This window comes from Tenacibaculum sp. Cn5-46 (assembly GCF_022347705.1).
Lineage (GTDB): Bacteria > Bacteroidota > Bacteroidia > Flavobacteriales > Flavobacteriaceae > Polaribacter > Polaribacter aiptasiae.
In genome coordinates this window covers 435,365-454,216 of sequence record NZ_JAKRGD010000002.1, presented here as the reverse complement: position 1 = coordinate 454,216, position 18,852 = coordinate 435,365, and the positions used below count along the sequence as shown (strand labels likewise).

General features: G+C 31.6%; 16 protein-coding genes. 7 read left to right on the top strand and 9 right to left on the bottom strand.

The window, feature by feature from the left end; genetic code table 11:
* Position 1 precedes the first annotated feature (1 nt).
* Both MHN29_RS05985 and MHN29_RS05980 read right to left on the bottom strand, forming a co-directional pair.
* Positions 2-913, bottom strand: a complete 912-nt coding sequence (locus MHN29_RS05985; RefSeq protein WP_235274267.1) for a metal ABC transporter solute-binding protein, Zn/Mn family — start codon at positions 911-913, stop codon at positions 2-4.
* A 1-nt stretch (position 914) separates the two neighbouring features.
* On the bottom strand, positions 915-1,571 hold the full coding sequence (locus MHN29_RS05980) for a metal-dependent transcriptional regulator (RefSeq protein WP_235274268.1): 657 nt from the start codon (positions 1,569-1,571) through the stop codon (positions 915-917).
* A gap of 171 nt (positions 1,572-1,742) precedes the next feature.
* On the opposite strand from MHN29_RS05980, the gene MHN29_RS05975 reads away from it, so the two are divergent.
* The 4 genes from MHN29_RS05975 (at position 1,743) to MHN29_RS05960 (ending at position 8,915) form a co-directional block, all read left to right on the top strand.
* Positions 1,743-4,100, top strand: coding sequence for a TonB-dependent receptor (locus MHN29_RS05975; protein WP_235274269.1), 2,358 nt, complete (start codon positions 1,743-1,745; stop codon positions 4,098-4,100).
* 114 nt (positions 4,101-4,214) lie between these two features.
* Positions 4,215-4,628, top strand: a complete 414-nt coding sequence (locus MHN29_RS05970) for a thioredoxin fold domain-containing protein (protein ID WP_235274270.1) — start codon at positions 4,215-4,217, stop codon at positions 4,626-4,628.
* Positions 4,629-4,873: 245 nt separating this feature from the next.
* The gene (locus MHN29_RS05965) at positions 4,874-7,690 is read left to right on the top strand and encodes a TonB-dependent receptor (protein WP_235274271.1); all 2,817 of its coding nucleotides are present in this window, start codon (positions 4,874-4,876) and stop codon (positions 7,688-7,690) included.
* Positions 7,691-7,721: 31 nt separating this feature from the next.
* Entirely contained in the window at positions 7,722-8,915 is a 1,194-nt protein-coding gene (locus MHN29_RS05960; RefSeq protein ID WP_235274272.1) for a multidrug transporter, read from the top strand.
* 51 nt (positions 8,916-8,966) lie between these two features.
* On the opposite strand, the gene MHN29_RS05955 is transcribed toward MHN29_RS05960, so the two are convergent.
* From MHN29_RS05955 to rimP, 5 genes are all read right to left on the bottom strand, one after another.
* Positions 8,967-9,170: a hypothetical protein gene (locus tag MHN29_RS05955; protein ID WP_235274273.1), complete on the bottom strand. Its 204-nt coding sequence runs from the start codon at positions 9,168-9,170 to the stop codon at positions 8,967-8,969.
* Positions 9,157-9,390 carry a hypothetical protein gene (locus MHN29_RS05950; RefSeq protein WP_235274274.1) on the bottom strand — a complete coding sequence of 78 codons (234 nt, stop codon included), beginning with the start codon at positions 9,388-9,390 and terminating at the stop codon, positions 9,157-9,159. The genes MHN29_RS05955 and MHN29_RS05950 overlap by 14 nt, the downstream gene beginning before the upstream one ends.
* Before the next feature lie 82 nt (positions 9,391-9,472).
* On the bottom strand, positions 9,473-12,337 hold the full coding sequence (gene infB / locus MHN29_RS05945; RefSeq protein WP_235274275.1) for a translation initiation factor IF-2: 2,865 nt from the start codon (positions 12,335-12,337) through the stop codon (positions 9,473-9,475).
* Positions 12,338-12,465: 128 nt separating this feature from the next.
* Positions 12,466-13,722, bottom strand: coding sequence for a transcription termination factor NusA (nusA, locus tag MHN29_RS05940; RefSeq protein WP_150898354.1), 1,257 nt, complete (start codon positions 13,720-13,722; stop codon positions 12,466-12,468).
* A 12-nt stretch (positions 13,723-13,734) separates the two neighbouring features.
* Positions 13,735-14,196, bottom strand: a complete 462-nt coding sequence (rimP, locus tag MHN29_RS05935; RefSeq protein WP_235274276.1) for a ribosome assembly cofactor RimP — start codon at positions 14,194-14,196, stop codon at positions 13,735-13,737.
* A gap of 159 nt (positions 14,197-14,355) precedes the next feature.
* On the opposite strand from rimP, the gene MHN29_RS05930 reads away from it, so the two are divergent.
* Positions 14,356-15,183, top strand: coding sequence for a universal stress protein (locus tag MHN29_RS05930; RefSeq protein WP_235274277.1), 828 nt, complete (start codon positions 14,356-14,358; stop codon positions 15,181-15,183).
* A 26-nt stretch (positions 15,184-15,209) separates the two neighbouring features.
* On the opposite strand, the gene MHN29_RS05925 is transcribed toward MHN29_RS05930, so the two are convergent.
* Both MHN29_RS05925 and MHN29_RS05920 read right to left on the bottom strand, forming a co-directional pair.
* Positions 15,210-16,202 carry a glycosyltransferase family 4 protein gene (locus tag MHN29_RS05925; protein WP_235274278.1) on the bottom strand — a complete coding sequence of 331 codons (993 nt, stop codon included), beginning with the start codon at positions 16,200-16,202 and terminating at the stop codon, positions 15,210-15,212.
* On the bottom strand, positions 16,203-17,012 hold the full coding sequence (locus MHN29_RS05920) for a hypothetical protein (RefSeq protein ID WP_150898350.1): 810 nt from the start codon (positions 17,010-17,012) through the stop codon (positions 16,203-16,205).
* 102 nt (positions 17,013-17,114) lie between these two features.
* Here MHN29_RS05920 and MHN29_RS05915 point away from each other — a divergent pair, with 102 nt between their 5' ends.
* Together MHN29_RS05915 and alr are read left to right on the top strand one after the other, a co-directional pair.
* Positions 17,115-17,726: a thymidine kinase gene (locus MHN29_RS05915; protein ID WP_150898349.1), complete on the top strand. Its 612-nt coding sequence runs from the start codon at positions 17,115-17,117 to the stop codon at positions 17,724-17,726.
* Entirely contained in the window at positions 17,719-18,819 is a 1,101-nt protein-coding gene (gene alr, locus MHN29_RS05910; protein ID WP_235274279.1) for an alanine racemase, read from the top strand. The genes MHN29_RS05915 and alr overlap by 8 nt, the downstream gene beginning before the upstream one ends.
* The last annotated feature ends 33 nt before the right edge of the window (positions 18,820-18,852 follow it).

Genomic DNA, 18,852 nt, shown 5'->3' with positions numbered 1-18,852 from the left:
ACTATTTCAATGCATCTATTATGGTATTTACATTGGCTTTATACATACCGATGTAAGTTCCTTCTTTTGTTCCTGCATTTCCTAATGCATCAGAATATAATGTTCCTCCTATTGCTACTTCTTTTTCTTTTGACTTTACTGCTTCTTGTAAAGCTTCTATAGTTCTTTTAGGAACTGAACTTTCTACAAAAATGGCTTTAACATCATTATCTATAATAAACTTTGCTAATTTTTGCACATCTTGAACTCCAGCCTCAGTTGCTGTTGATAAACCTTGTAATCCTACCACATTAAAATTATGCTGCCTTCCAAAATAATTAAATGCATCATGAGCTGTAACTAATATTCTTTTATCTATTGGTAACTCATTTATTTTTGCACTAATATTTTGATTCAACTCCTTTAATTTCTTTAAATATTCTTCTCCATTACTTTTGTAAAATGCTGCGTTTTTAGAATCTAGAGTTGATAGTTTATCAACCACATATGATGTAATCTTTATCCAATTATTAATATCAAACCATATATGTGGATCATAATTTGATGCAAAAGCTTCAGATCCTATCAAAGTATTTTTATCTATAATATCAGAAACAGTAATTGTTTTTTTATTTTGATGCTTCATCTTTTCGAAAACCTCCTCTAGCTTTCCTTCTAAATGCAATCCATTATAAATAACCACATCTGCATTGAACAGCTTGGACACATCTCCTTCACTTGCTTTATATAAATGAGGATCAACACCTGCTCCCATTAAACCATTCACTTCAACTTTATCTCCTCCTATGTTTTTCACCAAATCGGTAATCATAGTAGTAGTGGTAACAACATTTAATTTATCGTTTTTCTTTTTTACCTTGTTATTACAACTTACCAGTATTAAAACTGCAATTAAGCCAACTATTCTTTTCATTTTATTTTTTTTGTATATAAATATTATTTGCCACCTTGTTTGAAATCGTCATTTCCTTTCCGTTTATTTTCACTAAGAACGAATCATCAAAAGGCTCTTTATCTAACACTTCTATGTTTTTTCCTAAACCTATTTCTTGTTTATCTAAAAAACGTAAAAACTCAGAAGAAGTATCATTTACCCCTACACAAACTCCTTTCTCACTTTTCTCTAGTGTAGACAACAAGCTTTTTTGTATTTGTGGTAAATTCCCATCTTTATCAGGAATAGGGTCTCCATGTGGGTCTCTCTTAGGATAGCCTAAAAACGAATCCAATTCATCTATTAACTTAGGCGATTTTATATGCTCTAATTGTTCAGCTACCTCGTGAACTTCATCCCAAGTAAAATTAAGCTTCTGCACTAAAAAAACCTCCCACAATCTATGTTTACGTATAATATTAGCAGCTGTTCTCTTCCCAAAGTCTGTTAAAGTTACTCCTTGATATTTTTTATAAACCAACACTTCCTTATCAGATAACTTTTTAATCATATCTGTTACCGAAGAAGCTTTTGTTGCTAACTTCTTTGCTATAGCATTTGTATTAATCCCTTTATCAGATATTGCTGCTAAATGATAAATTGTTTTTATATAATTTTCTTCTGACTGACTAAACATTCTATTTTTTTGGTTCAACAAAAATACAAATTCTGTTTTAGATAAAATAATTTTTAGACAAGACTAAAAATTATTTTATCTTTGCAGAAAAATATATTACATGTGGTGCAAGTAATTTTTAATTGCAACTTAGTTGCGTTAATGATATATTTGCAAAAACATCACTTTACAATGAGAAAACAATTAGCTCTTTTTGCAATACTCTTTTTGCAAATAACTTATTCTGCTTTTAGCCAGAATGTATCAGGAAAAATAACCTCAAAAAATGAACCTGTACCATTTGCCTCTGTTTATATAAAAAATGGTACTATTGGAGTAACTGCCAACGCAGATGGGTACTATGAATTGAATATCCCTATCGGTAAAACTATTATTGAGGTGAGCTCTCAAGGTTTTAGAAAAACATCTAAACAAATTACAACTAAGCCAGATGAAAAAATCAATTTAAATTTTGAATTGTTCGAAGATGTATTAGGTTTAGATGAAGTGGTTATTAGTGCTACTAGAAACAGAGTAGAACGCAAAGAAACTCCTGTTGTTGTTTCAACCATAAAACCGCGTTTGTTAACAGCTACTCAATCTGCTTCTATGGCCGATGGATTGAATTACGCACCAGGTGTTCGTGTAGAAACTAACTGTCAAAACTGTGGATTTACACAAGTTCGTTTAAATGGTTTAGATGGTGGTTATACCCAAGTATTATTAAATAGTAGACCTGTTTTCACATCGTTAATTGGTGTATATGGTTTAGAGCAAATTCCAACAAATATAATTGAGCGAATTGAAGTTGTTAGAAGTGGAGGTTCTGCATTATATGGTTCAAGCGCTATTGCAGGTACTGTTAATGTTATTACTAAAGACCCAGTTTTAAATACTTGGGAAATTGGTTCTAACTTCGCTTTTATTGATGGTAAATCAATTGATAGAACATTAACATTTAACACCTCTGTTGTTGCTGATGATTTAAATAGTGGTGTTTCATTGTTTGGAATGAATAGAAATCGTGAAAGCCTTGATGTAAATGGTGATGGTTTTACAGAGCTAGTTAAATTAAAAAACACAACTGTTGGTGCTAAAGCTTTTGTAAAACCTACTGAAAAAAGTAGAATATCAGTCAATTTAAATTCTATAAAAGAATATAGACGTGGTGGTGATAAACTAAACCTTGCTCCTCAATTTACTGATATTACAGAAGAATTAGATCACGATACTTTCATTGGTGGAGCAGATTATGAAGTTTATAGTAAGGATGACTCTGGTAAATTTCAAATTTACACTTCTGCTTCTTATACCGATAGAGGTAGTTATTATGGTGGACTTGGTGGTGGAAGAACTAAACAAGATAGTATTTTAGCTAACAATGCTTTTGGAACTACTAAAGATTTAGCTTGGGTAAATGGTTTACAATACACAAAATCATTTAAAAATAAAGATATTTTAACCGTTGGAACAGAATATAACTTTACATCTACTGAAGATAAAATAGAAGGTTATAATCGTTTGGTTGATCAATCAGTTAAATCGTTAGGAGTTTACGGACAATATGAATGGAAACCTTCAAATAAGTTTACAGCTTTAATTGGTGCTCGTTTAGATAATGTTAATGTTGATGGAACTTATACTATCGGTACAATTTCCAGAAATGTTAATGTAAGTCAAACAACTTTATCTCCAAGATTAACCCTTTCTTATCAGTTTACTGATGCCTTGAAGTTTAGGGGAGGTTATGCAAGAGGTTTTAGAGCTCCACAAGCATTCAATGAAGATGTACATATTTCTAGTGTTGGTGGAGAGCCACAATTTGTGATTCTTTCAGACAATTTAAAAACTGAATTTTCAAACGCTTTTACAGGGTCATTAAACTATTCAAAAAGTATTAATTTACTACAATTAGATTTCTTACTAGAAGGTTTTTATACAACATTAGAAAACCCTTTTACATTAGTAAGCACAGGTTCTACATTATCTAACGGTTCTATAGTAGAAGAAGTAAGAAATGGTTCTGGAGCAAAAGTATACGGAACTAATTTTGAATTTGGAATATCACCAAACCCTAAATGGCAATTTCAATTAGGAGGAACTATACAAGCATCGAAATATAATGATCCACAAATTTTATTTGAAACAGACGGAACTACTCCAGGAGAATCAAATATTGTGGTTAATGAATTTGTAAGAAACCCAAACTTTTACGGTTATATAAATACTTCTTGGATTCCTAACAAAAAAATAAATATTGATCTTACAGGAACTTATACAGGTGGTATGACTGTTCCTAGAGTTATTAGTGATACAGGATTTTTACGACTAAACGAAGTGGGAGATTTCTTTGATTTGAATTTAAAATTAGAATCTCATATTGATTTCAATGATAATTTTATGACAACAATCTCAGCTGGGGTAAAAAATATGTTTAATGCTTATCAAAATGATTTTGATACTGGAGCTACTAGAGATTCTGACTATATCTATGGACCAAGTGCTCCAAGAACATTCTTCATTGGTATAAAATTTGGTAAATTTCATTAATCAGTATTACATAAAAACATATAGCAAGAACTTTTGAAAACATTAAAAAACAACATATTATTTCTTTTTTTCTTTGGTTGTTTTATAGTTAGTACAATCGCGCAAAAACAAAAAGTGAATTGGATTTCTTTTGAGCAATTAGACGATTCTTTAGCAGTAAAACCTAAAAAAGTATTTATCTCATTTTATACTGATTGGTGCGTTTATTGTAAAAAAATGAATAAAGTTGCTTTTAAAGACCCTAAAGTAATTTCTGTTCTAAACTCAGAATATTATGCTGTTAAAATGGATGCTGAAACAGAGAAGACTATAGAATTTGAAGGAAGAGAATATATTAATAATGAAATTGGAAAGAATAGAAAACCAATACATCAAATCCCATTATTATTGGCTTCGAGAAAAAACAGGTCTTTTTCATTACCTGCAACAATAATTTTAAACAAAACATTTAAAGTTACTCAACGTCATTTCGAATATTTATCTTCTAAGAAAATGTTGAAAGTTTTAAAACCTAAAACAACTCTTTAACCGAGCATAGAATCGATGTTCAAAAACACATAATTCACATATAAAATACGAAAATTGTAAAAAAAGGAAAGCTTAAAAATGAGCTTTCCTTTTTTAGTAATATAAAATTAATGTCTTCATAACATTACGGTATTCTGTTAACATTTAAGAAACATTCTAATAAAACAAGGATAATTTACATGTAACATTAGCTTTACAATCTAGTTTCACATTTGCAGGGTATTTAAAGAACTCAAGTAATTATAATGAAAAAATTAATATTTATTACTCTTTTAAGCCTTTGCAATTTTGCATTTTCACAAAGCAAAGGAACTGTATCTGGTACCCTTACAGATAAAGAGATGAATGGAGAAGCATTACCTTTTGCTAATGTTTTTATAAAAGGAACTACTATTGGTGGTACCACAGACATGGATGGTAAATATACCTTAAATGTTCCTGTAGGAAATCAAACTATCGTATTTAGTTTCGTTGGTTATCAAACAATTGAAAAAGCTATTGTAGTTAAAGCTGGAGAGACTTTAATTATAAATCAAGAACTAGGAGCTAACGAAGGAGTAACTTTAGATGAAGTAGAAATTAAAGCTACTACAAGTAAAGATAAGGCTAGCGCTTTATTACTAGATCAAAAGAAAGCTGTAGTTATTAAAGAAAGTATTGGTGCGGAAGAATTATCTTCAAAAGGAATTTCAGATGCTGCGGGGGCTGTATCTAAAATATCTGGTGTTTCAAAACAAGAAGGTTCAAGCAATGTATATGTTCGTGGTTTAGGTGATCGTTATTTAAACACTACTATGAATGGTCTTTCATTACCATCAAATAATATTGCTAAGAAAAACATTGATTTAAATTTATTTCCGTCAGATATTATTCAAAATGTATCTATTAGTAAAGCATATTCTTCTAATTTTTATGGAGATTTTGCTGCTGGTAATATTGATATTTCTTCAAAAGAATATAAAGGAAATGGTTTTGTAGAAGTTAATCTTGGTTCTGGTGTTAACTCTAGAGCTATGGGAGAAGATTTCCAAAAAAGTGAAGGAACTGGATATTTTGGCTACTACAATAGATTTAAGCACAACCCATATGCTGTAGTGCTTTCTCATGGTGTTGACCCAGTAAGTGCAGGTAGCCCTATTAACAGTTCTATTGGAATCAATGCTGGTAAATCTTTCGATTTTGAAGACGGTTCTAGATTAAGTCTTTTTGGTACAGCTTCTTTTAGTAGAGCTTTCGAATATAGAGAAGGACCTTTAGTTGACTATACCAATGTATTTAAAAAGCGTTTTCCTAACGCTAAAGAATATGCATACAGCACTTCTACAACTGCTATGTTAAGTGCATTATACAGAATTAATAGCGAGCATAAATTAAAATACACATCACTATTCTTAAACAATTCAGGAGATGAAGTTGGTTATTATGGTTTCAAAGGATTAGGACAAAATAGAGATGCTTTAAGAGATACTGATAAAGGTTTCTATCAAATGAACGTTCAATATAATCAAGATTTAGTTTTTGTAAATCAAATAACTGGTGATCATAGATTTGAAGACAATAAACTAAAACTAACATGGGGTATTGGTTATAACAATGTTTTCGCTCACGAACCAGATAGAAAAAGAATCAGTTTAGAAAATTTTCATTATTCATTAGATAATGATCCAAGTACAAATCCTGTATTCTTTACAAATAACTCATTTGACAATCAGCGTTATTTCCAAAAAATTATTGATGAGGAATTAAACAGTAGAGTAAACTTAACTTATCAAGCATCTGAAAAAGTAGGTTTAAACTTCGGTTATAACGGAAGAATTAAAGAAAGAGACTTTGAAAATATCAGATATGGTTACGATATTTTAAATAAGCAATACGAAATAACTGATGTTAATAATTTTGATGCAATATTTAATATTAATAATGCTCAAATATTAAAAAGCCAGACTGGTAAAATTTTCAGGTTAGATGTATTTAGAAAAATACCTGGTTATGAAAACAGTAATATTGCTAGTTTACCAGGTGTAAATGAAAACACATATAACGGTAAATTAAGTATACATGCAGGTTATGTATCAGCTGAAATAAAAGCAGGTGAAAAATGGGTAATCGTACCAGGAATTAGAGTTGAATCTTTTGCTCAGGATATAAAATATAATGTAATAAACATTAACCCAAGTGATCCTGGTTTTAGAAATGCTTCAGAAACATTCTTCTTACCAAGTTTAAACCTTAAATATTCATTAAACGAAGATCAAAACTTACGTTTTAACTTTAGTCAAACAGTATCTGTTCCAGAATTTAAGGAGGTAGCTCCATTTATTTATGAAGGTATTGGACAAAGAATTGGAGGTAATCCAGACTTATTAGACGATCCTTCTTTCTCAAAGATTTTTAATCTTGATTTAAAGTATGAGTGGTTTATTTCTAAAGATGAGTTATTATCGGTAGCTGCTTTTGGAAAGCAAATTAATGATCCGGTAAACTTAGTAATAGCAAATAGTGCTGCTGGTAACCAACGTTATTTTAGAACTGGAGACAAAGCAACAGTTTTAGGAGTAGAGTTAGAAGCGCGTAAAAATTTAATTAAAAATGAAGATGATGAAACATTAATCTCTGCTGGATTCAACTTTACTTACATGCATACTAAGCAGGATTTAAAGCAAAATATTACAGGAGTTTCTCGTTACAGCACAACATTTAATAGAGATAGCGACGAGCTTCAAGGAGCTTCTCCTATATTAATTAATGCTAATATTAACTATAGTCCAGTAAACTTTAAAAACTATAAACCTATTACTTCTTTAGTTTTCTCATATTTCTCAGACAGAATTGACGCTTTAGGAGCTGGTGCTTTAGGAAACATCATAGAAAAAGGAATACCAACATTAGATTTTATTTGGAAAAATAAAATTGGTGAACAATGGGAAGTAAACTTAAGTGCAAAGAATTTACTAGACCCATCAATTAAAAGAATTAGAGAAAATACTTCTATAGGTAACGTAGTTCTTTCAGAATACAAAAGAGGAACAAACATTAGTTTAGGTCTTAAATACAAATTTTAACAAAACACAACATATCTTAAACTTTAAAACAATGAAAAATAATTTTTTATTAGGATTAGCTTTAGCTGCTACTTTATTTACATCATGTGGTGATGATGGTACAGCTGATATCGTTATTAATGATAATAGCACAACTAACAACAATGGTGGTGGAACTCCTACAACTGGTGAAACAGTTGAATTAAAAGGAAATTATACTGCTGATTTAACATTAGACTCTTCAAAGTCTTACCTTATCACTGGACCAACTATTTTTGAAGATGGTACTACTTTAACAATACCAGCTGGTACTGTTGTTAAGGCTGCTGCTACTGGTGCAGATGTTTATTTAGCAATTGCTCAAGGTGCTAAAATTATGGCTGAAGGAACTTCTAGTCAACCAATTATTTTTACTTCTAATGCAAATACACCAAACGCTGGTGATTGGGGAGGATTAATTTTATTAGGAAAAGCTCCAATTAATTCAGTAGCTGGAGGAACTGCAACTTCTACTTCTGAGATTGCAAGTTTACCTTATGGAGGTAACATTGCTGATGACGATTCAGGTATTTTAAGTTACGTAAGAGTTGAGTACTCTGGAGGTAAAGCTGATGGTCAGTCTGAAAACAATGGATTTTCTTTCTATGGTGTAGGTAACAAAACAAAAATAGAGTACATCCAAATGTTTGAAGGAAAAGATGATGGAGTAGAATTCTTTGGTGGAACTGTAAACGTAGATTATGTTTCTGTTGTAAACGCTCAAGATGATTCTATCGACTGGACTGAAGGATATACTGGAACTATTACTAATGCTTATGTAAAGCACGGTGTTGATCACGATAAAGGTATTGAAGCTGACGGTTATAATACTGATATAGGAAACTTATCTAGCCCTAAATATTTTTCTAAACCTACTGTAAACAATTTAACTATTGAAGGATTAGGTTCAGGTACTGCTAATGAAGCTATTCGTTTAAGAGCTGGTACTCAAGGAATTTTTACTAATGTTTTATTAGTTGGTTTCGCTGAAGGGTTTGACTTAGATGGTGACGCTACTGACAACCCAACTGGTGCTGGTGTAACTTCTGGTGATTTAAAAGCAAATGATGTTAAATTTGATGACGTTACTACTAAAATGAAAAACGATACAGGAGTTAGCTTTACAATGGCTGATTTCTTAACTGAAAATGCTGCTTCTGCAGGTACAGACTATGCTACTTGGGGAGCTAACTGGACAAGAAAATAACATATTCTTTTACCCTCTAAAATAAAAAAGCCGAGCTAATGCTCGGTTTTTTTATTCATTTATTTTAATAAAACTATATAACAAATCTTCTAGTTTTTTTAATTCAATTGGCGGACTCCCTGCATCAAATGTTGAAGATGTATACTTTTTTCCTTCAACTTCTATTGCAAAGCTTGCTATTAATGCTGAATCATTATATCTTCTATTAGTTGGTGATTTTAGCGCTTCTATATCATTTAAATTAATTTTCTTCATCAACTCTTATAATCTCCTTAAATCTCCTTACTTTTTCTTCAGAAAGCTTAAATTCTAGTTCTTTTCCATTCTTTTGATACTTAATTGTATTTTCTTCAACTCTTATTTCAATAGCTGTTCCTCTAGTATGCGCTTTGTAGATTATTTTATTAAGTTTTTGAGCAGAACAATTAGTAACCACCACAACAAAAAATAATGTTATTACTTTCAGATATTTCATTTATATAGTTTAAAATTTCATAAATATAAAAAAGGCATCTCATGTGAGATGCCTTTTTTATATTCAATTAAATAAGTAAATATTATTTAAGCTTTTTTCTTACTGCAATTTCAGTATAAGCTTCTATAGTATCGCCTTCTTTAATATCGTTGTATCCTTTAATTTGAAGACCACAATCGTATCCTTTCTTAACTTCTTTTACGTCATCTTTAAAACGTTTTAATGAAGTTAACACACCATCATGAACTACAATTCCTTCTCTAATAATACGAACCTTAGAGTCTCTTGTTATCTTACCATTCATTACCATACATCCTGCAATGTTACCAACTTTAGAAATCTTATAAACTTCTCTAATCTCAACATTACCAAGAACTTCTTCTTTCATTTCTGGCGACAACATTCCTTCCATTGCGTCTTTCAGATCGTTAATTGCATCATAGATAATTGAATAAGTTCTAATATCAACTTCTTCTCTATCTGCTACTAAACGTGCATTACCTTGTGGACGAACGTTAAATCCTACAATAATTGCATCAGATGCTGTTGCTAATAATACGTCAGACTCAGTAATTGCTCCAACTCCTTTATGTAAGATATTAACTTGAATTTCTTCTGTAGATAATTTTTGGAATGAATCTGTTAAAGCTTCTACCGATCCATCTACATCTCCTTTTAAGATAATATTTAATTCTTTAAAGTCTCCTAATGCAATACGACGACCAATTTCTGCTAACGTTAAAGTTTTCTGAGTTCTTACAGATTGCTCTCTTTGTAATTGAGAACGTTTTGCTGCTATTTGTTTAGCTTCACGCTCATCTTCAAATACCTTGAACTTATCACCTGCTTGTGGTGCTCCATCTAATCCTAAGATTGATACTGGTGTAGATGGTCCAGCTTCTTTAACTTTATTTCCTTTATCATCAAACATAGCTCTTACCTTACCACTATGTTTACCTGCTAAGATATAATCACCAATTTTTAAAGTACCTGCTTGTACTAATATTGTTGATACATATCCTCTTCCTTTATCTAATAATGCTTCTACTACAGCTCCAGATGCATTCTTGTTAGGATTAGCTTTTAATTCTAATACTTCAGCTTCTAATAATACTTTTTCCAGTAATTCATCAACTCCTTGACCTGTTTTAGCAGATATTTCTTGAGATTGAATGTTACCTCCCCAATCTTCTACTAATAAGTTCATAGAAGAAAGTTGTGTTTTAATATTATCAGGATTTGCATTTGGCTTATCAATCTTATTGATTGCAAAAATGATTGGAACTCCTGCAGCTTGTGCGTGAGATATTGCCTCTTTTGTTTGTGGCATTACATCATCATCGGCAGCTACTACAATAATTACTAAATCGGTTACTTGAGCTCCACGAGCACGCATTGCTGTAAAGGCCTCGTGACCTGGTGTATCTAAAAATGCTATTTTTTGATCTCCTACATTTACTGCATAAGCACCAATATGTTGTGTAATTCCTCCAGATTCTCCTTCAATTACATTTGCTTTACGAATGTAATCTAATAACGAAGTTTTACCGTGATCTACGTGTCCCATTACCGTAATAATAGGTGCACGAGTTTCTAAATCTTCTGGTTTGTCTTCTACTTCTTCAATAGATTCTTCTACCTCAGCTCCAACAAACTCTACTGTATAATTAAACTCCTCTGCAACTATTGATAATGTTTCAGCATCTAAACGTTGGTTCATTGTTACCATCATTCCTAACATCATACATGAAGAAATAATGTTAGTAACTGGAACATCCATCATTGTAGCAACCTCACTAACAGTAACAAATTCAGTTACTTTTAAGATTTTGCTTTCTGCTTGTGCTGCTTGTAAATCAGCTTCCGATTGTTCACGGTGAGCATCTCTTTTATTTCTACGATATTTAGCAGCCTTCCCTTTTTTAGATTTACCTTGAAGTCTTTCTAAAGTTTCACGTACTTGTTTTTGTACTTCTGCTTCTGTAGGCTCTTCTTTTTTAACAACAGGTCTTTGTCCACCTCTACCTCTAAATCCTTGACGGTTTCCACCTCGATTTCCACCTCGGTTTTGACCTCCTTTATTTTGTCCTGGTTTAGCTGAATTTCCAGCTCCTGGTGCACCTGGCTTGCTAATTCTTTTACGTTTCTTTTTATCTCCGTCAGTTTTCGCTTCTGGCTTCTTTTTCTTAGGTCTTTCAAATTGTTTTAAATCAATTTTTTGACCAGTAATTTTAGGACCATCAAGCTTTTTATACTGAGTTTTAATTTTCTCAGCATTTTCAGGAGTAATTTCAACAGGTTTTTCTGCTTTTACTTCCTCTTTTTTTGTTTCCACAACCTTTTTAGGAGTCTCTTTTATTTCGACTTTTTTAGGTGCTTCAGTTTTTACTACTTCAGGTTTCACTATCTTAGGTTTTTCAACCTTTATTGGTTCCTCTTTCTTTTCCTCAACCTTTACAGCTGGCTTTTCAACTTTTGGGGCTTCTTGAATAGGAGTTTCCTTTTTAGGTTCTTTTTTTACCTCTTTTACCTCTTTAGGTTCTTCAACCTTCTTAGGTTCTTCTTTTTTAGCTTCAACCGCTTTACCAGTCTTTACATCAATCTTACCTACAGTCTTAAGCTCTAATTTTTCAGCTTTGGCTTTTAAAACTTCTTGTTTTTTAGCTTCGTCTTCTAATCTTTTCTTCTCTTGCTCTACTTCTAACTGCTGACGAATAGCTTCTTTTTCTTTACGCTTTTCTTCACTCACTTCTTTAGAGGCTACTTTCTTTGATTTATCTGTTTTGAATCCATCAAATAATATTTGATACTCCTTATCAGAAATTTTAGTAGTAGGACGTGCTTCTATTTCATGACCATTTTTAGCCAAGTGTTCTACAGCTCTATCTAAAGAAATATTTAATTCTCTTAATACTTTATTAAGTCTTAATTTGTTGCCTTCAGCCATAAATTATTTTATACTTTATATTCAAAAAACACACTTTATACATAGTATAGTTATGCTCTTTTTCTCTGTTTGTCAGATTTTATATTGATTTCTATCAATTTCGTTGGAGACTGACTTCCATTATTAATTTAGTCTTCGAATTCTTCTTTTAAAATTCGTTGTACTTCTACAATTGTTTCTTCTTCTAAATCAGTTCTTTGTACTAACATAGACACGTCTTTTTCAAGTACACTCTTTGCTGTTTCTAAACCAATTTTCTTAAACTCAGCTATTACCCAAGCTTCTATTTCATCTGAAAATTCTGTTAACTCAACATCTTCTTCTTCTATTCCTTCACGTTGAACATCAATTTCATAACCTGTTAATTCACTTGCTAAACGAATATTAACTCCTGAACGTCCAATTGCTTTTGAAACTTCTTCTGGTTTTAATAAAACATTTACACGTCCTTTCTTACCATTCTTTTCCTCTTCAAAAGGTTTGATGTCAACAGAGGTTACTTTTGCTGGACTTAACGCTCTAGCTACAAATAACTGCTCGTTTTTTGTGTAGTTTATTACATCAATATTTTCGTTTCCTAATTCACGAACAATACCGTGAATACGAGATCCTTTAACTCCAACACAAGCTCCAACCGGATCAATTCTATCATCATAAGAATCTACTGCAATCTTTGCTTTATCTCCAGGGATTCTTGCTACTCCTTCAATAGTGATTAATCCATCAAATACTTCAGGAATTTCTTGCTCAAATAATTTTACTAAGAAAGCTGGAGAAGTTCTTGATAATATGATTGCTGGTTTATTACCTCTTAATTCAACCGATTTTATTACTCCACGAACTGCATCTCCTTTTCTAAAGAAATCTGAACGAATTTGCTCGCTTTTTGGTAAAACGATTTCATTTCCTTCATCATCTAATAAGATTACTGCGTTATGACGAATATGGTGTACTTCTGCACTATAAATTTCTCCTTCTAACTCCTTGAACTGTTTGAAAATATTAGTACTATCATGTTCGTGAATTTTAGAAATTAAGTTTTGACGTAACGCTAAAATTGCTCGTCTACCTAAATCTATTAACTTCACTTCCTCAGATACATCTTCACCTATTTCAAAATCTGGTTCTATTTTTCTTGCTTCACTAAGTTCAATTTCTTCATTATCATCTTCAGAAAACCCATCTGCTACAACCACACGGTTTCTCCAAATCTCTAAATCTCCTTTATCTGGATTGATAATAATATCAAAGTTTTCATCTGAACCAAACCTACGTTTTAATGCAGCACGAAATACTTCTTCTAAGATAGACATAAGTGTTACCCTGTCTATACTCTTATTGTCTTTAAACTCTGAAAATGACTCTATTAGTGCAATATTTTCCATTTCATCCTCTTATTAAAATATGATCTTCACTTTTGCTTCTTTAATATCTTCATACTGTAAAGTTATTGTTTTCTCTACCGTATGCTTTCCTTTACCTATTGGCTTAGGCTCTCTTGCTTTCCAATGTAACGTAATATTTTCATCCGTTACTTCGGTTAATGTTCCTTCAAACTCTTCGGTTGCTGTTTTAACCTTAAGAATTCTATTAACATTCTTTCTATACTGGCGTTTTACCATAAGTGGATGAGAAATATCTGGAGTAGTTACTTCCAAAGAAAAATCCTCTTCTTCTCTATCTAAATTATGTTCTATTTTTCTACTAATACGAACACATTCACTTAATTGAACTCCTGAATCTCCATCTACTATCACTTTGATCTTACTATTAGCTAAAAACTGTAAGTCTATCAAGTACAACGACTCGTTTTCTTGTAAAGCTTCATCTAATAACTCTCTTACTTTTTCTTGATTCATCCTAAGGTATAAAAAGAGGGGACTTTCGTCCCCTTCATCCATCTAATTAATAAATTCGCTGCAAAGATAGTAAGTTATTCATTAACACACAAGTGTCTTTCACTTTCTAATTTAAAATGTTTTTCGTAAATTGAAAACATCCACCTTAAATTTTTTATTATGAAAAAAATATTAGTACCCACTGATTTTTCCATACCCTCAGAACATGCTTTGAAGCTAGCTTCCAGTTTGGCAAAAAAGTCTAAAAGCGAGGTCCATTTACTTCACATGGTTGAATTACCTACTGGTATAATAGACATGGGGAGTGGTAGTAACTTCAGCATACCTGAAAGCATGCTATACATACGAAAAGTACGCGATAAACTGATTCAGTATAAAAATCAATTTTTCCCAAAAATTGAAAGTATTAAACATGCTATTCGTTTTCAAAATCCATACGAAGGCATACGCGATTATTCTAAAAAAATAAATGCCGATTTGATTACCATGGGAACCAAAGGACATACTGAATTAGAAGAGATGTTAATTGGATCTAACACTGAAAAAGTTGTAAGAAATTCTGAAATACCAGTTTTAGTTACTAAAGCAAATGAAGAAGAATTTAAACCTAAAAATTTGGTTTTTGCTTCTAGCTTTAAACCTCAGAAAAACAATGCTTTTGAGAAGTTTTTAGATTTCGCAAGCAATTTTAAGAGTAAAATTCATTTATTAAAAATCAACACACCACATAAGTTTGAAAACTCTCAGCTTTCAAGACAAAAAATAAAAGAATTTGCCGATAGACACAATTTTTCAGATTACTCTATAAACATATACAACGACTCTTCTGTTGAGAACGGAATTTTAAATTTCTCAAACGAAAAAAATGCTGATATCATAGCACTAGCAACTCATGGAAGAAGTGGTTTATCACATATTTTCAATGGTAGTATTACTAAAAATTTATCTAAGAGTTCCATTAAACCAATGCTAACTTTTAAAGTTTAGCTAAAAGCACATCCCCTATTGTGCTTTTACCTATACAGTTGGTTATATACTGCTAGTAATTCGTTTGCTTCTTTTTTAGCACTCCAGTTCTTTTCAATTTCCTTCCTTGCCTGCTCACCCACGTATGCTAATTCATTTTGAATTAAACCTTTTAGCACTGCTCTTAACTCTTCTACATTTCCAGACTCAAATAGATATCCTGATTTCCCATGCTCTATTAATTCGGAATGTACACCAACATTTTTGGTAGCAATTGTTGTGTTAGCACAAGACATAGCCTCTGCACATACTAATGAAAAACCTTCAGTAAACGAAGGAACCACTGCTATTTTAGAAGCTTGATAATATGTTATTATCTCTTTGGTTTCGTTTACAAAATAAACTTGCCCTTCTACGTTAGCAGCTAATTCTTTCAACTCTTCTAAGAACTCAGGCTTATCTACCTTACCAACAATAACTACTGCCCAATCTTTGTGAGTTTTCAACTCTTGGGTTATGGCTTCTAATAAAACTTTTTGTCCTTTAGCTTTTCTAACTCTTCCTGCACAAAGAATTATATTTTTTTGCGAAACATCTTTTAATCTTTTTTCTTCATTTGGAATAAAACTATCTGTATCAACTCCATGAGATACTTTTGTGTTTTTTATTCCTAATTTATCATGCATAGAAGTTGTCAATGTAACAACACTATCTGATTTTTTAAGTAAAAACCTTGTTAAACCTGAAGGATCAGTTTCTGCATGTCGAGTTAAAACTAATTTAAATTTTGCTCCTAAGAATCGATACCATAGCATTTTTAACACTTCATTATTTCTATGGCAATGAACAACTATTTTCTTTTTAGAAAACAATAAGTTTTTTAATTCTTTTGTAGTTATTTTATCTCCTTCAATACCATAACCATAAAGATATGTTTGACACATTCTCTTTAAGTTGGGCATTACATTTTCTATACTTCTTGTAACACCAGTTCTCCTTTTGTGGAAGTGCGTATGTACAACTATTAAATCAGAATTCATTTAAGCAAACCTTCTTTCTATAATTTCTAACAATCTTGTTTCATATTCTTCTTTATCAGACCAATCATAATCTGGTTTTACCATTTTAACAACAAACTTTTTAGCCTCTTTTTCCGTCTTCATTGTATTCAACTGAGAAACCACTCTGTTAAAATCTGCTTGATCTCCATTAAACAAGTGTTTCACAAAAGCTATTCTATCGTTAAGACCTATTTGAATTGAACTTTGCAAACGATCGTTAAGTGTTTTCTTTACATCTACTTTTTCAAATAAGTTTGCCATTACGTCAACTGGAAGTGTATCTTCTAGCTCCTCCTCTAAAGTAGTTGTCTTTTTCTCACCAACATCTTTTACATCGTTCTTTGTATCTTCATTACCATTAAAAAGCAATTCTTCCAATTCATCAAAAGGCTGCTCCATAATTTCTTCTACAACCTCTAGATTCATTTTCTCATCAGCTATCTCTTCAATTACTTTATCTGCAATTTCTTCAGCTTCTTTTTCTACCTCTTCTTCAATATCTTCTTCTAGTTGATGTACAATTCTATCCTCTTCAACCAGAGGCTCTTCTATTTTATTGTGTTTTTCAACTTTTCTTATTTCTGCTTGCACAACATCATCCAACAACTCTTCTTTTGTCTTAGTAGGATTTGGAGTATTATTTATATACTCTTCTACATAAGCTAAAACAGAAAGCTTTTCATAAACTTCATGTGCTTTTTCCTTCAAAGCAAACACATCTTCTTTATTTTTCATTTTTAAAATGCTGTGTGCTAAACTAGTTAAATCGGATGCAAGTTTTTTGTGCATAAGTTGTTGTTTGAAATTAATATTTACTCTTAAATTTTAATAAATTTGTTCCCTATTTCGAAAGAAATGCAAATATCAATAATTAGAGCTTAAAATTACAAAATGTTTCTTGAAAATACAGTAAATCATACAGAACAATTTGGGTGGATTGAGGTAATTTGTGGCTCAATGTTTTCAGGCAAAACCGAAGAATTAATTCGTCGTTTAAAACGTGCACAGTTTGCAAAACAACGTGTAGAGATATTTAAACCGGCAGTTGACACTCGCTATGACGACGAAGAAGTGGTTTCTCATAACTATAATAGAATACGTTCTACTCCTGTTCCTGCTTCTTCTAACATTCGTTTATTAGCAAATGACGTAGATGTTGTTGGGATTGATGAAGCTCAGTTTTTTGACGATGAAATTGTTACAGTTTGTAACGATTTAGCAAATAGGGGGATTAGAGTTATTGTAGCTGGATTAGATATGGATTTTAAAGGACAACCTTTTGGACCTATGCCAGCTCTTATGGCTACTGCAGAATATGTAACCAAAGTACATGCTGTTTGTACTCATACAGGAAACTTAGCTCATTATAGCTACAGAAAAGCTATGAGCGAAGACCTTGTTCTCTTAGGAGAAACTCAAGAATATGAACCTCTTAGCAGAGCTGCTTACTACAAAGCAATAAGAGAGCAAAATAATAAGAAAGAAAATTTATCTGATGAATAATCATGTTACCGTTTTAGAAATAGACGCTCTATCTCTACAACATAACCTCGCTTATTTTAAACAAAAACTAAATCCTAACACAAAGGTTTTAGCTGTTGTTAAAGCTTTTGGTTACGGAAGTGAATCTACAGAAATAGCTAAATTACTTCAAGATAAGGTAGATTATTTTGCTGTTGCTTATTCTAACGAAGGTATCATTTTACGTGAAGCGGGTATTAAAACTCCTATTTTAGTTTTACATCCACAAATTCAAAACTTAGAAGAAATTGTTAAACATAGCTTAGAACCTAATTTATATAATTTCAAAATACTTGATGCTTTTCTTAAACTATCTGATGAAACCCCTTTAATGAACTATCCTATTCATATTAAATTCAATACTGGTTTAAACAGGTTAGGTTTTTGGCATACAGATGTTCCAACAATCATTACACAGATAAAAAGCTCAAACAATATAAAGGTTCAATCTATCTTTTCTCATCTTGCTGCCAGTGAAGATCCTAATGAACAAAATTTCACTATTGGACAAATTAACAACTTTGCCTACATCGTAAAACAATTTTATGATCATTTAGGATACGAACCTATGATTCATATTCTAAACACATCTGGTGTTATCAATTATCCTCAAGCACAATTTGATATGGTTCGTGTTGGAATTGGCTTGTATGGCTTTGGAAACAACGAGCAAGAAACAAGTCAATTAAGAAACACACATACCTTAAAATCAATTATCTCTCAAATACACTTAATCCAACCAGGAGAAACTGTAGGATATAATAGAGCTTTTGTTGCTAGTAGACCTACTCAAAGTGCAACTATTCCTGTTGGTCATGCTGATGGTATATCTAGGAAGTTAGGTAATAAAAAAGGTTATGTTTTTATTAATGGTCAACCTGTTCCAATTATAGGTAATGTTTGTATGGATATGATTATGGTTGATGTTACTGACATAGATTGTAAAGAAGGTGATGAAGTTATTCTTTTCAACCATCAAAAGCACATCGAATATATTGCACACAACTGTGAAACAATTCCTTACGAAATTCTAACTGCTATTTCTCAGCGCGTAAAAAGATTGGTTAAGAGTTAATTTTTTTTTAATTTACAACTCAATTAACTATAA